Below are 14,731 nucleotides of genomic sequence, written 5' to 3' on the forward strand. Positions count from 1 at the left end.
TTAAAACCTTAACTACCTAATAAATGAGATAAAGCCGGATCAACGACTATGCGATTTTCCATTGCTGTACGCCCTAGTAACATTCTAAACTTCATATTTGAGCGACGAGTAAGCGTCACCTCAATAGGCCAGCTGCTGTTACCTGCATGGAGCATGGTTTCAATAAAGTAACGTAATTGGCGCTCTCCACTAGAGCTGGTGACATACTTTATTTTTTTTACTTTTGCTTCACATACCACCTCGGTATGTTCGTCACTTTGCAAAGGTTGGACTATAAATTTCACCCATTTCTCACCTTCACGATCAAATTCTTCAATATTAATGGCATGTATACATGACGTACGGGCGCCCGTATCAACTTTGGCTTTAATTTTAGCTATACCAAGCTCAGGTAAACTGAACCACTCACGCCAACCAACTGTTATTTTTACCGTCATAAATGCGCCCTTTAATAAAAAAATGACTTATACGCGATTGCCAAATAAACACCAACGAAATAAATTACTCTTATCGATAAAAAACTTTAATTGACCTGTTCTTAACTATAGTCAACTATATTCACCATAAAGCATCAATGGAAATCTTCTATGTTCAATGGCTTACTTCACACAGTGCTACTCGATGGAAAAGGCGGTGCACGCACACTAGACACTAGTAGCACTCTTGATAATTGGCAACCGCAGCAAGGAAAACTTTGGCTGCATTTAGATTACTCTCAAGATCAAGCGGTTGACTGGCTAAAAAACAGCGGGCTTTTAACTGATTATGAATTAGAATCATTGATAGCCGATGAAACTAGACCGCGCCTAAGTAAAGCGGCTAATGGCTCGATGTTATTTTTGCGCGGCGTAAACCTCAACCCCGCACAAAGCCCTGAAGATATGGTGTCACTGCGTCTATTTATTAATGACGATATTGTGATCACAACTCGTAGGCGTCGCTTGTTATCTGTACAGGATGTACTGGAATCATTGCTGCAAAACGATGGTCCATGTAATATTTCTGAATTAGTGTGTCAGCTAACACAAAATTTAACTTCTCGAATGCAAACTGTGATTGATGAACTCGACGATACTTTAGATATTTTTGAAGGTGAAATTGATGAGCCAACAAAGCGCTTCGATAACCAAGGCCTATCGCAACTACGCAGACAAACTATTGCTTTAAAACGATACTTACGCCCACAAAAGGAGGCACTAAGCTCGCTTGCAACTAACCGTTTTACATGGCTAGAAGAAATCGATAAAGCAAAACTAAATGAAACCACTAACTTGCAGGTGAGATACCTTGAAGAATTAGATAGTGCGATTGAACGCGCCCAAATTATTCAGCAAACAATCACCAATCAAGTGTCAGAGCAACTTAACCAGCGTATGTATGTAATGTCTGTTGTTGCCGCGTTATTCTTACCGCTAGGCTTTTTAACAGGCCTGCTCGGCGTTAATGTAGGAGGTATTCCGGGCACTGATAACCCGTATGCGTTTAGCGCATTTGTAATATTTTTAATCGTGCTTACTGGCGGTATTGGCGTTTATTTTAAAAATAAGCAATGGCTTTAATTTTATCGAGGCGGACTTTATGTTCGCCTTGAGGCAATTCCAACAACAAAAACTCTCCCAGCCCTTTATGGTTTTCAAGGTTAATCGCTTTACCAATTAGAGTTTCATCGTCAGTTGTTGTAATTGTGACCTCAGCTTGCTGTATACAAAAAAGCTCAAGCTGATCGTAATCACCACACGCAATGGGTTGATAAGCCATAATTGATCTCAAAAGAGTAAAGTTAAAGTATAACAAAGGAAATTAGATGATATATGAGAAAAGCAAATGGCGCTCTCGGCAGGAATCGAACCTGCAACTTAGCTTCCGGAGAGCCACGTGATATCCATTTCACCACGAGAGCACATTTGTTGCCGCCACACCGACTCGCGATATCGATGCTTTAGCACGGGCAATAATAAAGATATCTTCACCGAAATGCTAGCATCTGTTGCTTATATGCCTATTTATTACACTAAAAATAATAATTTACTTCACAACAACGCAAAAAACAGCTATTAAATAATACTGAACAAAAAATAATAACCATTTTATAACATATATCAGGTTATGAAGCCTTCTTTTATAAAATGGCTAAGCACGAGGAAGTAAATCTATGAGTTTAATGTCAACCGAACAAGTGGCAGAGTTTTTAGGAGTTAAAGTAGAGCGTGTTAAACGCCTAGCAAGAGAGAGTTTACTTATTGCTAAAGGCGAAGATGCCAATGGTGAACCACAATTTGATACTGATGAAGTAGCTAAGTATAAAGAGCTAGCGGCACGATTTGGTGGTTTATAGCCAAACTCTTTACTATGTGACTTGCTGGGTTATTTAAGTAAATACTCCAGCTGCTTATCCAATATCTCAACTTTTTCATTCACTCCACGCTCGTGGTACCAACATATACACAACACTAAAAACACCACTTGATAATGTTTCAGCTTTTCTATTGAGAAGTTAAACGACTGCCCTTTGGCTAAACAGCGCTGATAAGTATTAAGTAACGCCATTTTTTGCTGAAGGTTTAACTCAAAACTAACCACTAGTGCAGCTAAGTCAAAGTAAACATCATTGCTTTTAGCGTACTCAAAGTCGATTAAATACATACCCGATGAGTTAGTGATAATATTCTCTTTGACCAAATCATTGTGACAAAAACCATTGTCTCTAGGTTGACTATAAATATACTCAAGCGATGCCTCAACGGTTTGTTGATAGCCTTGGTAGAGTACGCTGTTACGGTAATAATCAAGCTCGTACTTTATATCCATAAGCTCTGTTGACACAGTATGCTGATGTAGACATACCAACTTGTTGATAAGCTTTGCGGTGTAACTACCTTGTGCTATATCGCCCTCAATATATTCAAAAATAGCGAGCCTGTTCGCTTTATCAGCCCAAATTGGCGCGGGGCAAATTTGGAGTGCTGCAAATCTAGCTTGTGCATCTAACCCAACCTGTGGCCAATGATCGCGATAACATTTTAGTAAGTAGGCGCTGCGGTCTGTGCGCACTAAAAAATTGTCATTACTTAATCCACTGTGTAAACGTTCACTGCTTAGAATATTCAGCTGAGGGTCAAAAGCGCTAAATATAGCGCTTATTTTATTCATAGTCATAGCTAGTCTTATAACTGTGCTAATGGCTTAGCTTGGTCTTGTTCGTACTCTTCGTACCAGGTTTTAAAGCCCCACGCTGCCATAATGGTGTAGAACACAAACAAGGCTAGCGTTGGGTAATAGCCCTTTTCGTAATATAAATACATTGATGCAGCATCAATGACTATCCAATATAACCAATTCTCAAGCACTTTTTTAGCCACTAAATACGTCGTCACCACGGCAAAACAAGTGGTAAAGCTATCTAGATAGGCAAAGTCTGCATGAGTGTAGGTCGTCATGATATACCCAAGGATAAGGGCGACAAGTGAAGTAATAGCAATAATAACTAGGTGCTGATTTAGGCACCATGAGGTTATTGCCAACTCATGTTTATTTGCTCCCCCCTTACGCCACACTAACCAACCATAAAAGGCCATGTACATATAATAAAAGTGCAGTAACGACTCCATTAATAAAGCACCGTTCCAATACATAATGGTATAAATTAATGTACTAAAAAATGCCGCGGGCCAACACCAAAGGTTTTCCTTGATAGCTAGTAACAGATAGGCCATAGACAACGCCACCGCGATATATTCCCAATGCGACATTGCAGTAAAGCCTGCCAGAGTTTGATTTATAAAGTCCATTATTGGCTCACTAAGGTATTAATGGTTATTCAGGAGAAAGATCGCCAGATAGAAACTTACAAACAAAAATCGCTTTACCAAATTCTTCATATGAACGCTTTATTTCGGTATTCAGTACCGACATAACAAGCTCATAGTCACCAAATATTTGAGTTGATAGCGTATTAGTGATGACTTTTAAATCATCATACGTATTTAAACGGTCAATAAACCCTTTAATAAATGGAATGTAGTCTTGGTGCAGTGGGTATTTACTGATCTCTACAGATAATTTCATTGTTAATTGTTTCCATCACTAAAAATAGTGTCGCTATTGTAACTCGGCGTTGCTTACAAGTCATTCAAAGGTAGAGAGGATGGCAAAGAAGGTGTAAAATCAGTTTAATTTAGTTTTCCTTTTGAGCATCTCATGGCACGACGCATTACCTACACCTTTAAAAACCAACCTCGTGAAATAAATTTTGCTAAAGATAAATACCAAGATATGTATCAAGCAATCGCCGCGGCTGAAGGCATCGATTTAACCAACTATTTAAATATGGTACGCCAAATTGAAATGACGTCTAAGGGTTCTGCAGCGGTACGTAACTTTCGCGATCAAGAGTTTGCTCGAATGGGCTTTGCTGATATCTACTTTATTAAAGAATAGTATTAATCAAGATACTCGTAGCTTACTCGTGGGGTTATATTACACAGTAACTCATAAGGGATAGTCGTTGCACATTGCGCTATCTCTTCAACAGATAATTCTGGTCCCCACATTACGACCTCGTCACCTACTTTGATATTGTCGCTATTATTGCCTATGTCCACACTTATCATATCCATAGATACATTACCGGCAATGCCATAGCGCTTATCGCCAATTACAACTGGGGTACCATGCTTTGCATGACGAGGATAACCATCGCCATAACCCATTGCAACTACAGCAAGTTTAGTTGGCGTGTCACTTTTCCAACGCCCGCCATAGCCTACGCATTGCTGTACATCTACATCACGAATAGCAATAACGCGGGTAGTTAAACGCATGACAGGTTTTAACCCATGATCACTGCCTATTGCGCCTAACATAGGTGATACACCATACATCATCAAACCTGGGCGCACCCAGTCACCATGACTATTAGGCCAGGCGATTATACCTGCTGAATTTGCTAAACAATGTGCTTGTTGCTTGTCTGCAACTAACGTATCAAACAAAGCAATTTGTTTTGCTGTTTTGCTGTCACTAATATCATCTGCACATGAAAAGTGAGTCATTAAATTAATGCAACTCTTGGCGTTTTTGGTGGCACTTAAACGCTGATAAAAATCATCTAATTGCTCTGGCGCAATTCCTAGTCTATGCATGCCGGTATTTATTTTTAACCAGCAACTAATTGGCGCATCAAGTTTTGCTTGTTCAAGTGCGATAAGCTGATTTTCGTCGTGAATTATTGTTTGGAAATTATTAGCTAATAAAATGGGTAAATCATCAGGATGAAACACCCCTTCTAACAACACAATAGGCTTTGTAAGGCCACCAGCGCGCAGTGCTAATGCCTCGTCAATTCTTGCTACGGCAAAGGCATCTGCATCATTTAAATGCTGTGCTATTTTAACTAAGCCATGGCCATAAGCATTGGCTTTTAATACTGCCATCACTTTACTGTTAGGCGCAAAATGCTTCACTTGCGCAAGGTTATGCGCAAGGTTAGTTAAGTTAATTTGGGCGACAGCTAAACGCATTAGTATTCATCATCAACGGCTGGGCCCGCGTAATTATCAAAACGCGAAAATTGCCCTTGGAAGGTTAAGCGTACTTTACCGATTGGGCCGTTACGTTGCTTACCAATAATAATCTCAGCGATGCCTTTTTCTGTACTGTCTTCGTTATAAACTTCGTCACGGTATATAAACATGATCAAATCGGCATCCTGCTCGATAGAGCCTGATTCACGTAAATCAGAGTTGATTGGGCGCTTATCTGCACGTTGCTCTAGGGTACGGTTAAGCTGTGATAACGCGATTACAGGGCATTGCAGCTCTTTAGCTAGGGCTTTTAGTGAGCGAGAGATTTCAGCAATCTCTAAAGTACGGTTATCCGATAAACTAGGCACTCGCATCAACTGTAAGTAATCGACCATAATCATACTAATACCGCCATGATCACGGGCAATACGACGTGCTCTTGAGCGTACATCAGTTGGCGTTAAGCCTGATGCATCATCAACATACATTTTGCCTTTTTCCATTAACAAACCCATGGTTGACGATAAGCGAGCCCAATCTTCATCATCAAGTTGGCCTGTACGTACTTTGGTTTGGTTAATACGACCAAGGGATGCCAGCATCCTCATCATTATTTGTTCTGAGGGCATCTCTAGTGAGTAAATAAGCACGGGCTTGTCTTGCGTCATCGCGGCGTGTTCGGCTAAGTTCATCGCAAACGTTGTCTTACCCATCGATGGACGTGCTGCCACGATAATTAAATCTGACGGCTGCATACCGGCAGTCATTTTATCTAAGTCAGCATACCCGGTACTTACCCCTGTAACACCATCTTGCGGTGATTGATAAAGCTCTTCGATTTTATCAACGGTTTTTTCAAGTATGTTATGAATGCTTTGCGGGCCTTCGGTACTTTTAGTACGTTGCTCGGCAATTTTAAATACTTTGCTTTCTGCAAAGTCGAGCAAATCATGGCTTGTTCGCCCTTCTGGGTTAAAACCCGCCTCTGCAATTTCATTAGCCACACCAATCATTTCACGAACAACAGCACGTTCTCGAACGATATTGGCATACGCGTCTATATTCGCTGCGCTTGGGGTATTTTTCGCGATTTCAGCTAAATAAGCAAAACCACCAATATTACTCAATAAGTTCTTTTTCTCTAAACTCTCAGAAATCGTGATCAAATCGATAGGATCGCCTATTTCTGCAAGCTCAACCATGGCTTCAAAAATAAGCTTATGGGTACGGGTATAAAAGTCTTGCGAAACGACTAATTCAGCAACACGGTCAAAGGCTTGATTATCAAGCATTAAGCCACCTAAAACAGATTGCTCTGCTTCAATGGAATGGGGAGGAACTTTAAGGGTGTCGACTTGTTTATCTGGTTTAGCCATAACTTCGCAATACTAACAGTGAATAGCCCTATTCTATCGACTTGCTGGGGTTGTGAAAATAGCTAAGCAGGAATTCTTTTCCTGCTTAGCCTTTTGAAGACTTTATGACTAGTTATGTTTTTTCAATTCAATGCGCCCGCTTATGGTATCCATTTCTACATCTGAATTACCACCATTGATACTAAACTCGAGTTCGCTAGCCGGGCCATACTTCGCCTTGTTCACTTTATCTGAACTTAATTGGTTGATAATTTTACCATTAGCATGGGCTTCTATTTCGAACTCTGCAGAAACATCCGCAGGAAAATAAAACTCTGCATCCCCACTGACTGACTCAAAGCGAACATCTGCTTTATCAAGTAGACGATTAATACGTACTTCAGCCTCGCCATTAACCGTGTTGATACGTAACTTTTGAATAGTATCAAGGGTAAAGTCGATATCTCCATTAACATTTTCTAATCGTACATTTTGTGCTTTCGACGTTGATTTAATATCACCATTTACAGCTGTAAAACGTAATGTGCCTTGTGAGTTTTTATCGTTAATTTCACCGTTCACAGTTTCATAACGAATATCACCAATTAAGTTTGTCGCATTGACATCGCCATTAACCGTTTCAACGCTTATATCCCCCTCAATAGCAGATAGAGTAATATCACCATTAACTACATCAATCTCTGCTCCATTGCTTAGCTTGCTCGCGATAACATTTACATTCACGCCAGATAACTCTAACTCACTACTGTTAGGCATGAAAATAACCAGTTCAGAGCCATCTCCACTATTCCAACCAAAATTACTGCTACGTGGCATTTTTACAATAAACTCAATACGATCTTCTTCAACTTCAAGGCGGTAACCTTTAGCTTTATCATCAAGTTCACCACTAATTTTAAGCTCAGCTTTATCCCAACCTTCAACACGCACGTCCCCACGCTGGTTATCAATAAAAATACGTTTACTAGCTGGTACGCTAATTTGTTCATCGATTTTTTGTCCTGCGGTTGCCATCAGTGGCAATAACCCAACTGCAAAAATTAATGCTTTCATTTTCTACTCCTAAATTGTTTGCCACTTAGGTGCATGCACCTTATTAATTAAATCTAATTGCTGTTGATAAACTTGCGCTAACATACTTAACAATGCTGAGTTATTAGGTTCATTTTCAAGCGCTTGTTTTATTGCGCTTTCAGCTTCTTCAAGTTCACTCAATTGTTGCTGCCAATTATCTGTAACCGCTGGGCTACCTTCGTATTGCACCAGTAAACTTTGTTTTTGCTTTGCAAAAAAATCACTCATTGCCGCAACACTATTAGTCTGCGGTGTTTTTATAAATAACTGCGCAGTCAAAAGCGCTGCTACGGTACAGGCTGCAATAGCGGCTAGTTTATTCCAGCCGTTTTTTACTGGTTTAGCTGCTTCAGATTTTGCCAGTGCTCTTTCAACACCAGGCCATAAATCTTTCTCAGGCGTTAGTTCATGCTTTGTGTCATTTAATGACTGGGTTAAAAACTGCTCGAAATCTGGTTTATTCATTTTCATACCACTCTTTTAATAACTGCCTTGCACGATGATATTGTGATTTACTTGACCCAACTGCCATACCTAACATGGTTGCGATCTCCTCATGGCGGTAGCCCTCTATAGCATGAAGAACAAACACCATTCTCGCTCGCTCTGGTAATCTTAAAACTAGTTTATCTAACCCATTTAGCCCTTGGCAGTCAGCGGTGCTTTGCTCATCCATACCACTTTGTTCAAAACTCACGACCTTTTGCAGCCAGTTTTTATGCTTGCGCAAATAACTAATCGCAATATTGCTAGTCACGCTATGCAACCAAGTGGAAAACTGCGACTGCCCTTCAAAGCTCGCTATTTTATGCCACAGCTGCACAAACACTTCTTGGGTGGCATCTTCGGCATGCTCTTTATCGGCAAGCAACCGCAAGCACAAGGCATACACCCGCTTCACATGTAATGTATATAGCTGAGCATACGCCTGCTGATCGCCACTTTTTACTTTCGTAATAAGCGCATCTTCAGAGTTTGACGTAAAAGCCTCTTTTGCATCTATCAACATCGCTGATGTTGTCCCTTTATGATTGTTATTCTAAATTTAGTGTATACCCAAGTACTATGGAAATACGATTTTCAGAGTTTTTATGTTTCTTGAATAGTTAGACGTGCGCAGGTGGTAAAAAGGTTTAAATGGAATGAAATTTTTTAGTTTTAAAAAAATACGGCTAACTTAAAATTTAGCCATTTTACGGAATTTATTTAAATTTTTGATTCAACCGGTTCTTCGATGCTTTTGTTAGGAACTTTATACGACCAACCAAGAAAAACTAACTTTGCATCTGCTGTAGTCCCCCCGCCGCCCACATTTGCTAAGCTCATGTCGTGATGAATCCCTCCATCCCCTGAGGCTGTGACGGTTTTACCTCGAATCGACCCACTAAACCCACCATTAGCTACTACGTTAACATCTGTTTTAGGCGCATAAATTGCTGCATATAAATCTGAATTAGCACTAATATCTATCCCATCAGGCCCAGTAAACCCCGAGTAGATACTAAACACAGGCTTTCCAGACTCAGTTAAACCGTGCTTCATAGTAATTGCTCCATCATCAGCACTCATTGAAACTGTACCTGAAATATAAAGAGTTAAACTACTATCTACGGCGATATCAATGAAGGAGTCACCTGTCATAATAAAATCACCACTAACAATTAAAGTAACATCACCACCTGTCACCTTTAAGTTGCCGTTATTTAGAGTGAAACTTCCTGATTTAAGTACTTTTTGGTCAACTTGCTCGTTAATTGTAGCCAGTTGATAATTCAGCGTTGCCGGTGGCTCACCTAACCAACTTTCCCAAGTGTAGCTCCCAGGATTCGCTATTTTAGATTGGCCAATTTTAGGTGCTAACTCATAAATCACTCGAGTTTCGGGTTTACCAACAACTAAGGTTGTGGTGCTGTGGTTAACAACAATATCTTCGGCTGTTGGGTCGGTTAGATCATTTACAGCGCTTTCAATATCAATAGGATCACACTGCACTTTACTGGCTTCAAAGTTATCAGGGTCTTGATAAGGTACCAATTCAACACCTGGCGATTGCTTAAACTTAGCATCAGAATATGCAATACCATCTTGCTTTAAGTGTTCAGCTAAGCCCGCTGGCGCTTTTAATGTATTACCATACATAACATCAAGTGGTTCATTATTTTTATTTACGAGGATTGTGCTTGCACTATTATTTGGAAAAATTAAATCGTTATTAGCGCGAACAACCCCCAGTATTTTCCCTTGCTTCCATATTACATCACCTGCCGATAATACATCGCCGCCCACAGCTGTATCTAAAGGAAACCCTTCAGGTAAAAGTGGATCTGTAGACACAGTGAAATTAGAGTCTATAGTGATATTATTATTCGCGCGCAATGATCCAGTAATGGGTGATGAGCCACTGAAAATAATACTCCCCGTTGCATGAACGCTCCCCCAAATAGTCGAGGCGCCAGATAACGTCACGTCTTTGTCTTTATAAACGGTGCCAATTACAGCTGCGGCTTCTGCTTTATCAGCTTCATACTCACCTAAGCTCGAATCGTAGCTATCAATACGGCCACTAGCACTAAGCGATACCCCTTCACAACCCACGATTGCATTTTCAAAAGGAGAGCCCGCTTTCCCAGGTGAGAAGCCAAACCGCGCGACTAAATTGCTTTGTGCATCACCATTATAACGCTCACCAAGGCTAGCTATCTCTAGTTCACCTGCGGCATTTTTACTAAGACTTGCGTTGTAGGTTGCATCAGTGCCGATCAATCCAGTGCCGGAGGCATTACCAGTAGCGGCAATTAAGCCATCGATATCTAATGTTTTATCATTCAATAAAGCTTGTTGTAACAGTTTAGCTTCTTCAAACACACCTTTTTCTGCCAGTAATCGGCTATTCATTTTCTTTTGAAAATTACCGCTCATGCGTTCTTGAACAATATTTTCACGTAATGAATTTAGTACCACAATACTTGCCATGCTAGTCAGTATAAGTACGGTTATAAGTGTAAAACCATGTTGTTTATTATTCATTTACACTCCCCCAAAGGCATTATTTAAAATCACATTAGATACAGCGACATCAATTTTAATTGTATTACCAAACTGCGCTGGTAAGTTTTCAGGGCCAACATTAATGCTGACCAAATTATTATTAATTGAAAATGTTAACGCTTTAACTCCTGTTAAAAGTCGCTCAGCATCTGCGGCTCCGAGTTTGCACATCAAATTTTCTCCCTGCAAACTGTAAATCTCATCAACAGCCGCAGCAGACACCTCTCCAATACAAGTGATAATACCTGTAGGTTGTTTAATAGTGATACTCAAACCATCTGCTGAAACCACCGGTAATTCGGGTGTTTGCTTGATACTACGAGTAAATACTTTGCTGGTATACCGTATTACTTCTTGTGCATTTTCCAGCTCTTTGCTCACCATAATCGTGCCTTTTATTGCAGAGTAAGACAGGCTTACCCCGGCTAATAAAAATGCTCCCGCAGCTAATGCAACCATTAACTCAACTAAGGTATAACCTCGATTACTTAGACCTGTCACTTTAAATACATCCTACTGGTAGTGCAGGAAAACTGGCATTTAAAGAAATTTGGTTCTCCGCTGAGTCCGTCATTCGTTCATCTGACCAAGCGACGCTTAGTTGCATGTCATCCGCATATACAGCAGGCAAAGTCAGTTGATAATCACTTGTTTGAGGTCCAAGTGAAGCACGAAACCCAACGTCATTAAAAAGGTCTGGGTTAGTGACTTGGAGTTCACATAATCGCGGCCAAATGCGCTCTAACGTGTTTTGTCCTTGCACTAGTGATACTGTGTAGTTAAAACTGTTAGTCGCATATTGCAACGACTTTAATTGCGCTGCAGCAAGACCAAGTAAAGCGATACCTGCAATCACCACTGAAAGCATTACTTCTAACAATGAAAAACCATTTTGTTTCGCCATCATGCACATGCCGCAGTTTTCTCTGCCAGCCAATTTTGACCGCTTTTTAAAATGCACAAATAGTAATCGACCGTTTTATGATTATCATCTTGAATTAAAATTTCGCTCGCTGCTGATATTTCACCACTAGCCCAGACAGTACGATCAACTAAACCTACCGAGATACCTTGATGTTGAATTACAAATTCTTTTAAAACGGTTTCAACACCATCTACAGGGGCTTTTACTTGCCACTTAGCGCCACTGACCACTAACTTAATATCGCGATCGCGTTTTACCGCCTCACTACGAGCGTATTTATATACGCTATTCAACTGATTAGCCGTAGTCACGACACGATCTTGCATGATTTGTTGACTAAAAGACGGAAACGCTAATAGCGCCATAATCGCAACGATCCCAACCACAATCATCAACTCTACTAAGGTAAACCCTGTTGTTTTAGCCATTATTACTCCCAACAACCATTGGCATCAGCAGCCTGTGTGCCATCATGCTTTATGGCTAATGCTCCACAGCGATCTCCCGCTTGAGCTGTGCCCCCCTTTGGTGTTGCTGTTAATGTGAATGCCCGACTTTTAAAATTTGCATTGGCAGCACCACCTGCAGCACGATCAAATGCGACATAGGTAAAAGTATAAAATTCAGTATTCGTCGCAGTATCAAAAGTATTGGGATAGCCACCATTACGCGAATAAATACGTTCTAATACAGCTCCATGCTGTAGCATCACCTGCTGAATATCGGCACGACGACTACGTTGCATATGCTCAGTATAAGAAGGCATAGCAACACTGTATAAAATACCTAAAATTGCCACAACAATTAATAATTCAACTAATGTGAAACCTGTAAGCTTTACATTATTTACTGTCAGATCTTTCAATTTCTACATCCTTAACACTATGCCCAGTGCACAAACAATATACAGTGACAACGCTGTCAATGTCAAGATCTTGTAATCTTATAACAATGTAGTTACATTATTCTAAGTATAAACTATTGATTTTTATTTTTTGGATTTAGATCAAACAAGGTAGAGACGTTATCTAAAAAAGGAACTTTAATGTATTGCGGTTAAATTTAAGCAATCACCCAATCGAGGTGCGAGTGATATAATAAATAAAAAAGCCGTACTTTTCAGCACGGCTTTTTCGCTTAATTTAAAAATTAAGCTTCAGCGATCACGATTACTTTGATAGTAGCCGTTACGTCTGAGTGTACTGCGATTGCAACGTCAAATTCGCCTGTCTCACGGATAGTACCTAGAGGTAAACGAACTTCTGATTTAGCAACTTCAACACCAACAGCTGAGATAGCGTCAGCGATGTCACGAGTACCGATTGAACCGAATAATTTACCTTCGTCACCAGCTTTAGAAACTAGTGTAACTTCCGCTAATGCTTCAAGTTTATCAGCGCGTGCTTGTGCAGCAACAAGCTGTTCAGCGATTTTCGCTTCAAGCTCTGCACGACGTGCGTCAAAAGTTTCAATGTTAGCTTTAGTTGCAGGAACTGCCTTACCTTGCGGGAAAAGGAAGTTACGTGCGAAGCCAGATTTAACAACAACCTGGTCACCTAGGCCACCTAGGTTAGCGATCTTATCTAGTAGAATAACTTGCATGTTTCTACACCTTTTAAAAACTGTTAATCCGCTGCTTACTTATGTAAGTCAGTGTATGGAAGAAGGGCTAAGTAGCGAGCACGCTTAATAGCAGTTGCTAGCTGGCGCTGGTATTTAGCGCTTGTACCTGTGATACGGCTAGGTACGATTTTGCCACTTTCTGTAACATAGTTTCTAAGAGTAGCTAGATCTTTATAATCGATTTGTTGTACGCCTTCCGCTTTAAAGCGGCAGAACTTACGACGTCTGAAATAACGTGCCATGAGATAAATTCCTCAATTAATTCTTTCTATATGCTGAGCATGCAAAACCAATTGGCTAAGGCCGTTACGGCCTTCGTGGCGATTTAAAAAACCACTCACTTGCAATGCCTGCCCAACGTGCAAATGTTGAGTCTGTTGTTGCATTTGCTTACCACTAGCAACCACTTGAAGTCTGACATAACTATTACGGTTAAGGTCTGCTTCAATTTGCATCGATTTATGTTCTACAACAAAAATACAATGCGGGATACCAGCAGGGCTTTGGCTATATTTGGGCGTTTTACAAACGACTCCAGATAATGTCAGTTGATTCATATAAGGGTTAAGCTTTTGGCTCATCTTAATAACTCAACTGCACAGCGCCATGCTTGGACTCAAAACAATTAAGCAGCTGGTGCTTCTTTCTTCTCTTCTCTTACAAGAGGAGACGCTTCAGTTACAGCGTTTTTAGTACGCATAACTAAGTTACGAAGCACTGCATCGTTGTAGCGGAAAGTAGTTTCTAGCTCGCTGATTACTTCAGTTGGTGCTTCAACGTTCATAAGAACATAATGAGCTTTATGAAGCTTGTTGATTGGGTAAGCCAATTGACGACGGCCCCAGTCTTCAAGACGGTGGATAGTACCACCAGCTTCAGTGATAGAACCAGTATAACGTTCGATCATACCAGCAACTTGCTCACTCTGATCAGGGTGAACCATGAATACGATTTCGTAATGACGCATGGATATTCCTTACGGTTAATAGAGCCTTCTACCGTTTCAGCCAGTCGGTTTAAGGCAAGGAATTAATATTAATTAGGCCGAAATGAGCGCGCATTTTACGCTTAGTTGGATAATTAAGCAATAAATATTTTAGGTTAGCTACCAGCTACAAAATTTTTCTCATATTAACTTAGTTGCCAAGAGAGCTTGTCTTTTA

At 40.4% G+C, this 14,731-nt stretch carries 22 protein-coding genes and 1 tRNA gene; 3 read left to right on the top strand and 20 right to left on the bottom strand.

The window, feature by feature from the left end; all coding sequences use genetic code 11:
- Positions 1 to 8: 8 nt before the first annotated feature.
- Positions 9 to 437, bottom strand: a complete 429-nt coding sequence (locus B5G52_RS02600; RefSeq protein ID WP_087531139.1) for an ATP-dependent zinc protease — start codon at positions 435 to 437, stop codon at positions 9 to 11.
- Between the two features lie 150 nt (positions 438 to 587).
- Between B5G52_RS02600 and B5G52_RS02605 the strand changes: the two genes are divergently transcribed.
- Positions 588 to 1,559: a zinc transporter ZntB gene (locus tag B5G52_RS02605; RefSeq protein ID WP_087531140.1), complete on the top strand. Its 972-nt coding sequence runs from the start codon at positions 588 to 590 to the stop codon at positions 1,557 to 1,559.
- On the opposite strand, the gene B5G52_RS02610 is transcribed toward B5G52_RS02605, so the two are convergent.
- The gene (locus B5G52_RS02610) at positions 1,537 to 1,758 is read right to left on the bottom strand and encodes a Rho-binding antiterminator (RefSeq protein WP_087531141.1); all 222 of its coding nucleotides are present in this window, start codon (positions 1,756 to 1,758) and stop codon (positions 1,537 to 1,539) included. The two genes, B5G52_RS02605 and B5G52_RS02610, sit on opposite strands and share 23 nt — an antisense overlap.
- Positions 1,759 to 1,825: 67 nt before the next feature.
- A tRNA-Arg gene (locus B5G52_RS02615) sits at positions 1,826 to 1,900 on the bottom strand.
- Between the two features lie 252 nt (positions 1,901 to 2,152).
- On the opposite strand from B5G52_RS02615, the gene B5G52_RS02620 reads away from it, so the two are divergent.
- Entirely contained in the window at positions 2,153 to 2,335 is a 183-nt protein-coding gene (locus B5G52_RS02620; RefSeq protein WP_087531142.1) for a helix-turn-helix domain-containing protein, read from the top strand.
- A gap of 29 nt (positions 2,336 to 2,364) precedes the next feature.
- On the opposite strand, the gene B5G52_RS02625 is transcribed toward B5G52_RS02620, so the two are convergent.
- The 3 genes from B5G52_RS02625 to B5G52_RS02635 are packed head-to-tail and all read right to left on the bottom strand — an operon-like array spanning position 2,365 to position 4,065.
- Entirely contained in the window at positions 2,365 to 3,150 is a 786-nt protein-coding gene (locus tag B5G52_RS02625; protein ID WP_087531143.1) for a phosphotransferase, read from the bottom strand.
- Positions 3,151 to 3,164: 14 nt separating this feature from the next.
- Positions 3,165 to 3,788: a nicotinamide riboside transporter PnuC gene (pnuC, locus tag B5G52_RS02630; RefSeq protein ID WP_087531144.1), complete on the bottom strand. Its 624-nt coding sequence runs from the start codon at positions 3,786 to 3,788 to the stop codon at positions 3,165 to 3,167.
- Between the two features lie 25 nt (positions 3,789 to 3,813).
- A complete protein-coding gene (locus tag B5G52_RS02635) occupies positions 3,814 to 4,065 on the bottom strand; it encodes a hypothetical protein (RefSeq protein WP_087531145.1) in 252 nt (83 codons plus the stop codon).
- Between the two features lie 132 nt (positions 4,066 to 4,197).
- Here B5G52_RS02635 and B5G52_RS02640 point away from each other — a divergent pair, with 132 nt between their 5' ends.
- Positions 4,198 to 4,437, top strand: a complete 240-nt coding sequence (locus tag B5G52_RS02640; protein WP_087531146.1) for a DUF2960 domain-containing protein — start codon at positions 4,198 to 4,200, stop codon at positions 4,435 to 4,437.
- Between the two features lie 2 nt (positions 4,438 to 4,439).
- Here the strand turns inward: B5G52_RS02640 and alr are convergent, their stop codons facing one another.
- From alr to rpsF, 14 genes are all read right to left on the bottom strand, one after another.
- Positions 4,440 to 5,519, bottom strand: coding sequence for an alanine racemase (gene alr / locus B5G52_RS02645; protein ID WP_087531147.1), 1,080 nt, complete (start codon positions 5,517 to 5,519; stop codon positions 4,440 to 4,442).
- Positions 5,519 to 6,898, bottom strand: a complete 1,380-nt coding sequence (gene dnaB / locus B5G52_RS02650) for a replicative DNA helicase (RefSeq protein WP_087531148.1) — start codon at positions 6,896 to 6,898, stop codon at positions 5,519 to 5,521. The genes alr and dnaB overlap by 1 nt, the downstream gene beginning before the upstream one ends.
- 108 nt (positions 6,899 to 7,006) lie before the next feature.
- Positions 7,007 to 7,951, bottom strand: coding sequence for a DUF4097 family beta strand repeat-containing protein (locus B5G52_RS02655; RefSeq protein WP_087531149.1), 945 nt, complete (start codon positions 7,949 to 7,951; stop codon positions 7,007 to 7,009).
- A 9-nt stretch (positions 7,952 to 7,960) separates the two neighbouring features.
- The gene (locus B5G52_RS02660; protein WP_176372485.1) at positions 7,961 to 8,443 is read right to left on the bottom strand and encodes a hypothetical protein; all 483 of its coding nucleotides are present in this window, start codon (positions 8,441 to 8,443) and stop codon (positions 7,961 to 7,963) included.
- Entirely contained in the window at positions 8,430 to 8,981 is a 552-nt protein-coding gene (locus tag B5G52_RS02665; protein WP_087531150.1) for an RNA polymerase sigma factor, read from the bottom strand. The genes B5G52_RS02660 and B5G52_RS02665 overlap by 14 nt, the downstream gene beginning before the upstream one ends.
- 197 nt (positions 8,982 to 9,178) lie before the next feature.
- Positions 9,179 to 10,999: a hypothetical protein gene (locus tag B5G52_RS02670; RefSeq protein WP_087531151.1), complete on the bottom strand. Its 1,821-nt coding sequence runs from the start codon at positions 10,997 to 10,999 to the stop codon at positions 9,179 to 9,181.
- Positions 11,000 to 11,521 (bottom strand): prepilin-type N-terminal cleavage/methylation domain-containing protein, encoded by a 522-nt coding sequence (locus tag B5G52_RS02675; protein WP_254911132.1) that lies wholly within the window; start codon positions 11,519 to 11,521, stop codon positions 11,000 to 11,002.
- A 1-nt stretch (position 11,522) separates the two neighbouring features.
- Entirely contained in the window at positions 11,523 to 11,924 is a 402-nt protein-coding gene (locus tag B5G52_RS02680; RefSeq protein WP_087531191.1) for a prepilin-type N-terminal cleavage/methylation domain-containing protein, read from the bottom strand.
- Positions 11,924 to 12,373: a GspH/FimT family pseudopilin gene (locus B5G52_RS02685; protein ID WP_087531152.1), complete on the bottom strand. Its 450-nt coding sequence runs from the start codon at positions 12,371 to 12,373 to the stop codon at positions 11,924 to 11,926. The genes B5G52_RS02680 and B5G52_RS02685 overlap by 1 nt, the downstream gene beginning before the upstream one ends.
- Before the next feature lie 2 nt (positions 12,374 to 12,375).
- Positions 12,376 to 12,810 (bottom strand): type IV pilin protein, encoded by a 435-nt coding sequence (locus tag B5G52_RS02690; protein ID WP_087531153.1) that lies wholly within the window; start codon positions 12,808 to 12,810, stop codon positions 12,376 to 12,378.
- 284 nt (positions 12,811 to 13,094) lie between these two features.
- A complete protein-coding gene (rplI, locus tag B5G52_RS02695; RefSeq protein WP_087531154.1) occupies positions 13,095 to 13,547 on the bottom strand; it encodes a 50S ribosomal protein L9 in 453 nt (150 codons plus the stop codon).
- 35 nt (positions 13,548 to 13,582) lie between these two features.
- A complete protein-coding gene (rpsR, locus tag B5G52_RS02700; protein WP_002962753.1) occupies positions 13,583 to 13,810 on the bottom strand; it encodes a 30S ribosomal protein S18 in 228 nt (75 codons plus the stop codon).
- Between the two features lie 12 nt (positions 13,811 to 13,822).
- Positions 13,823 to 14,125 carry a primosomal replication protein N gene (priB, locus tag B5G52_RS02705; protein ID WP_087531192.1) on the bottom strand — a complete coding sequence of 101 codons (303 nt, stop codon included), beginning with the start codon at positions 14,123 to 14,125 and terminating at the stop codon, positions 13,823 to 13,825.
- A gap of 68 nt (positions 14,126 to 14,193) precedes the next feature.
- Positions 14,194 to 14,535 carry a 30S ribosomal protein S6 gene (rpsF, locus tag B5G52_RS02710; RefSeq protein ID WP_036980061.1) on the bottom strand — a complete coding sequence of 114 codons (342 nt, stop codon included), beginning with the start codon at positions 14,533 to 14,535 and terminating at the stop codon, positions 14,194 to 14,196.
- Between the last annotated feature and the right edge of the window lie 196 nt (positions 14,536 to 14,731).

This window comes from Pseudoalteromonas sp. A601, assembly GCF_002165575.1.
In the GTDB taxonomy this organism is placed as follows: Bacteria; Pseudomonadota; Gammaproteobacteria; order Enterobacterales; family Alteromonadaceae; genus Pseudoalteromonas.

Coding starts and splice junctions, on each gene's coding strand:
- alr (WP_087531147.1), bottom strand. CDS start 5,519: ATGCGTTTAGCTGTCGCCCAAATTAACTTAACTAACCTTGCGCATAAC.
- B5G52_RS02670 (WP_087531151.1), bottom strand. CDS start 10,999: ATGAATAATAAACAACATGGTTTTACACTTATAACCGTACTTATACTG.
- rpsR (WP_002962753.1), bottom strand. CDS start 13,810: ATGGCACGTTATTTCAGACGTCGTAAGTTCTGCCGCTTTAAAGCGGAA.
- dnaB (WP_087531148.1), bottom strand. CDS start 6,898: ATGGCTAAACCAGATAAACAAGTCGACACCCTTAAAGTTCCTCCCCAT.
- rplI (WP_087531154.1), bottom strand. CDS start 13,547: ATGCAAGTTATTCTACTAGATAAGATCGCTAACCTAGGTGGCCTAGGT.
- rpsF (WP_036980061.1), bottom strand. CDS start 14,535: ATGCGTCATTACGAAATCGTATTCATGGTTCACCCTGATCAGAGTGAG.
- B5G52_RS02610 (WP_087531141.1), bottom strand. CDS start 1,758: ATGGCTTATCAACCCATTGCGTGTGGTGATTACGATCAGCTTGAGCTT.
- B5G52_RS02685 (WP_087531152.1), bottom strand. CDS start 12,373: ATGGCTAAAACAACAGGGTTTACCTTAGTAGAGTTGATGATTGTGGTT.
- pnuC (WP_087531144.1), bottom strand. CDS start 3,788: ATGGACTTTATAAATCAAACTCTGGCAGGCTTTACTGCAATGTCGCAT.
- B5G52_RS02640 (WP_087531146.1), top strand. CDS start 4,198: ATGGCACGACGCATTACCTACACCTTTAAAAACCAACCTCGTGAAATA.
- B5G52_RS02600 (WP_087531139.1), bottom strand. CDS start 437: ATGACGGTAAAAATAACAGTTGGTTGGCGTGAGTGGTTCAGTTTACCT.
- priB (WP_087531192.1), bottom strand. CDS start 14,125: ATGAATCAACTGACATTATCTGGAGTCGTTTGTAAAACGCCCAAATAT.
- B5G52_RS02665 (WP_087531150.1), bottom strand. CDS start 8,981: ATGTTGATAGATGCAAAAGAGGCTTTTACGTCAAACTCTGAAGATGCG.
- B5G52_RS02620 (WP_087531142.1), top strand. CDS start 2,153: ATGAGTTTAATGTCAACCGAACAAGTGGCAGAGTTTTTAGGAGTTAAA.
- B5G52_RS02635 (WP_087531145.1), bottom strand. CDS start 4,065: ATGAAATTATCTGTAGAGATCAGTAAATACCCACTGCACCAAGACTAC.
- B5G52_RS02680 (WP_087531191.1), bottom strand. CDS start 11,924: ATGGCGAAACAAAATGGTTTTTCATTGTTAGAAGTAATGCTTTCAGTG.
- B5G52_RS02660 (WP_176372485.1), bottom strand. CDS start 8,443: ATGAAAATGAATAAACCAGATTTCGAGCAGTTTTTAACCCAGTCATTA.
- B5G52_RS02655 (WP_087531149.1), bottom strand. CDS start 7,951: ATGAAAGCATTAATTTTTGCAGTTGGGTTATTGCCACTGATGGCAACC.
- B5G52_RS02625 (WP_087531143.1), bottom strand. CDS start 3,150: ATGAATAAAATAAGCGCTATATTTAGCGCTTTTGACCCTCAGCTGAAT.
- B5G52_RS02605 (WP_087531140.1), top strand. CDS start 588: ATGTTCAATGGCTTACTTCACACAGTGCTACTCGATGGAAAAGGCGGT.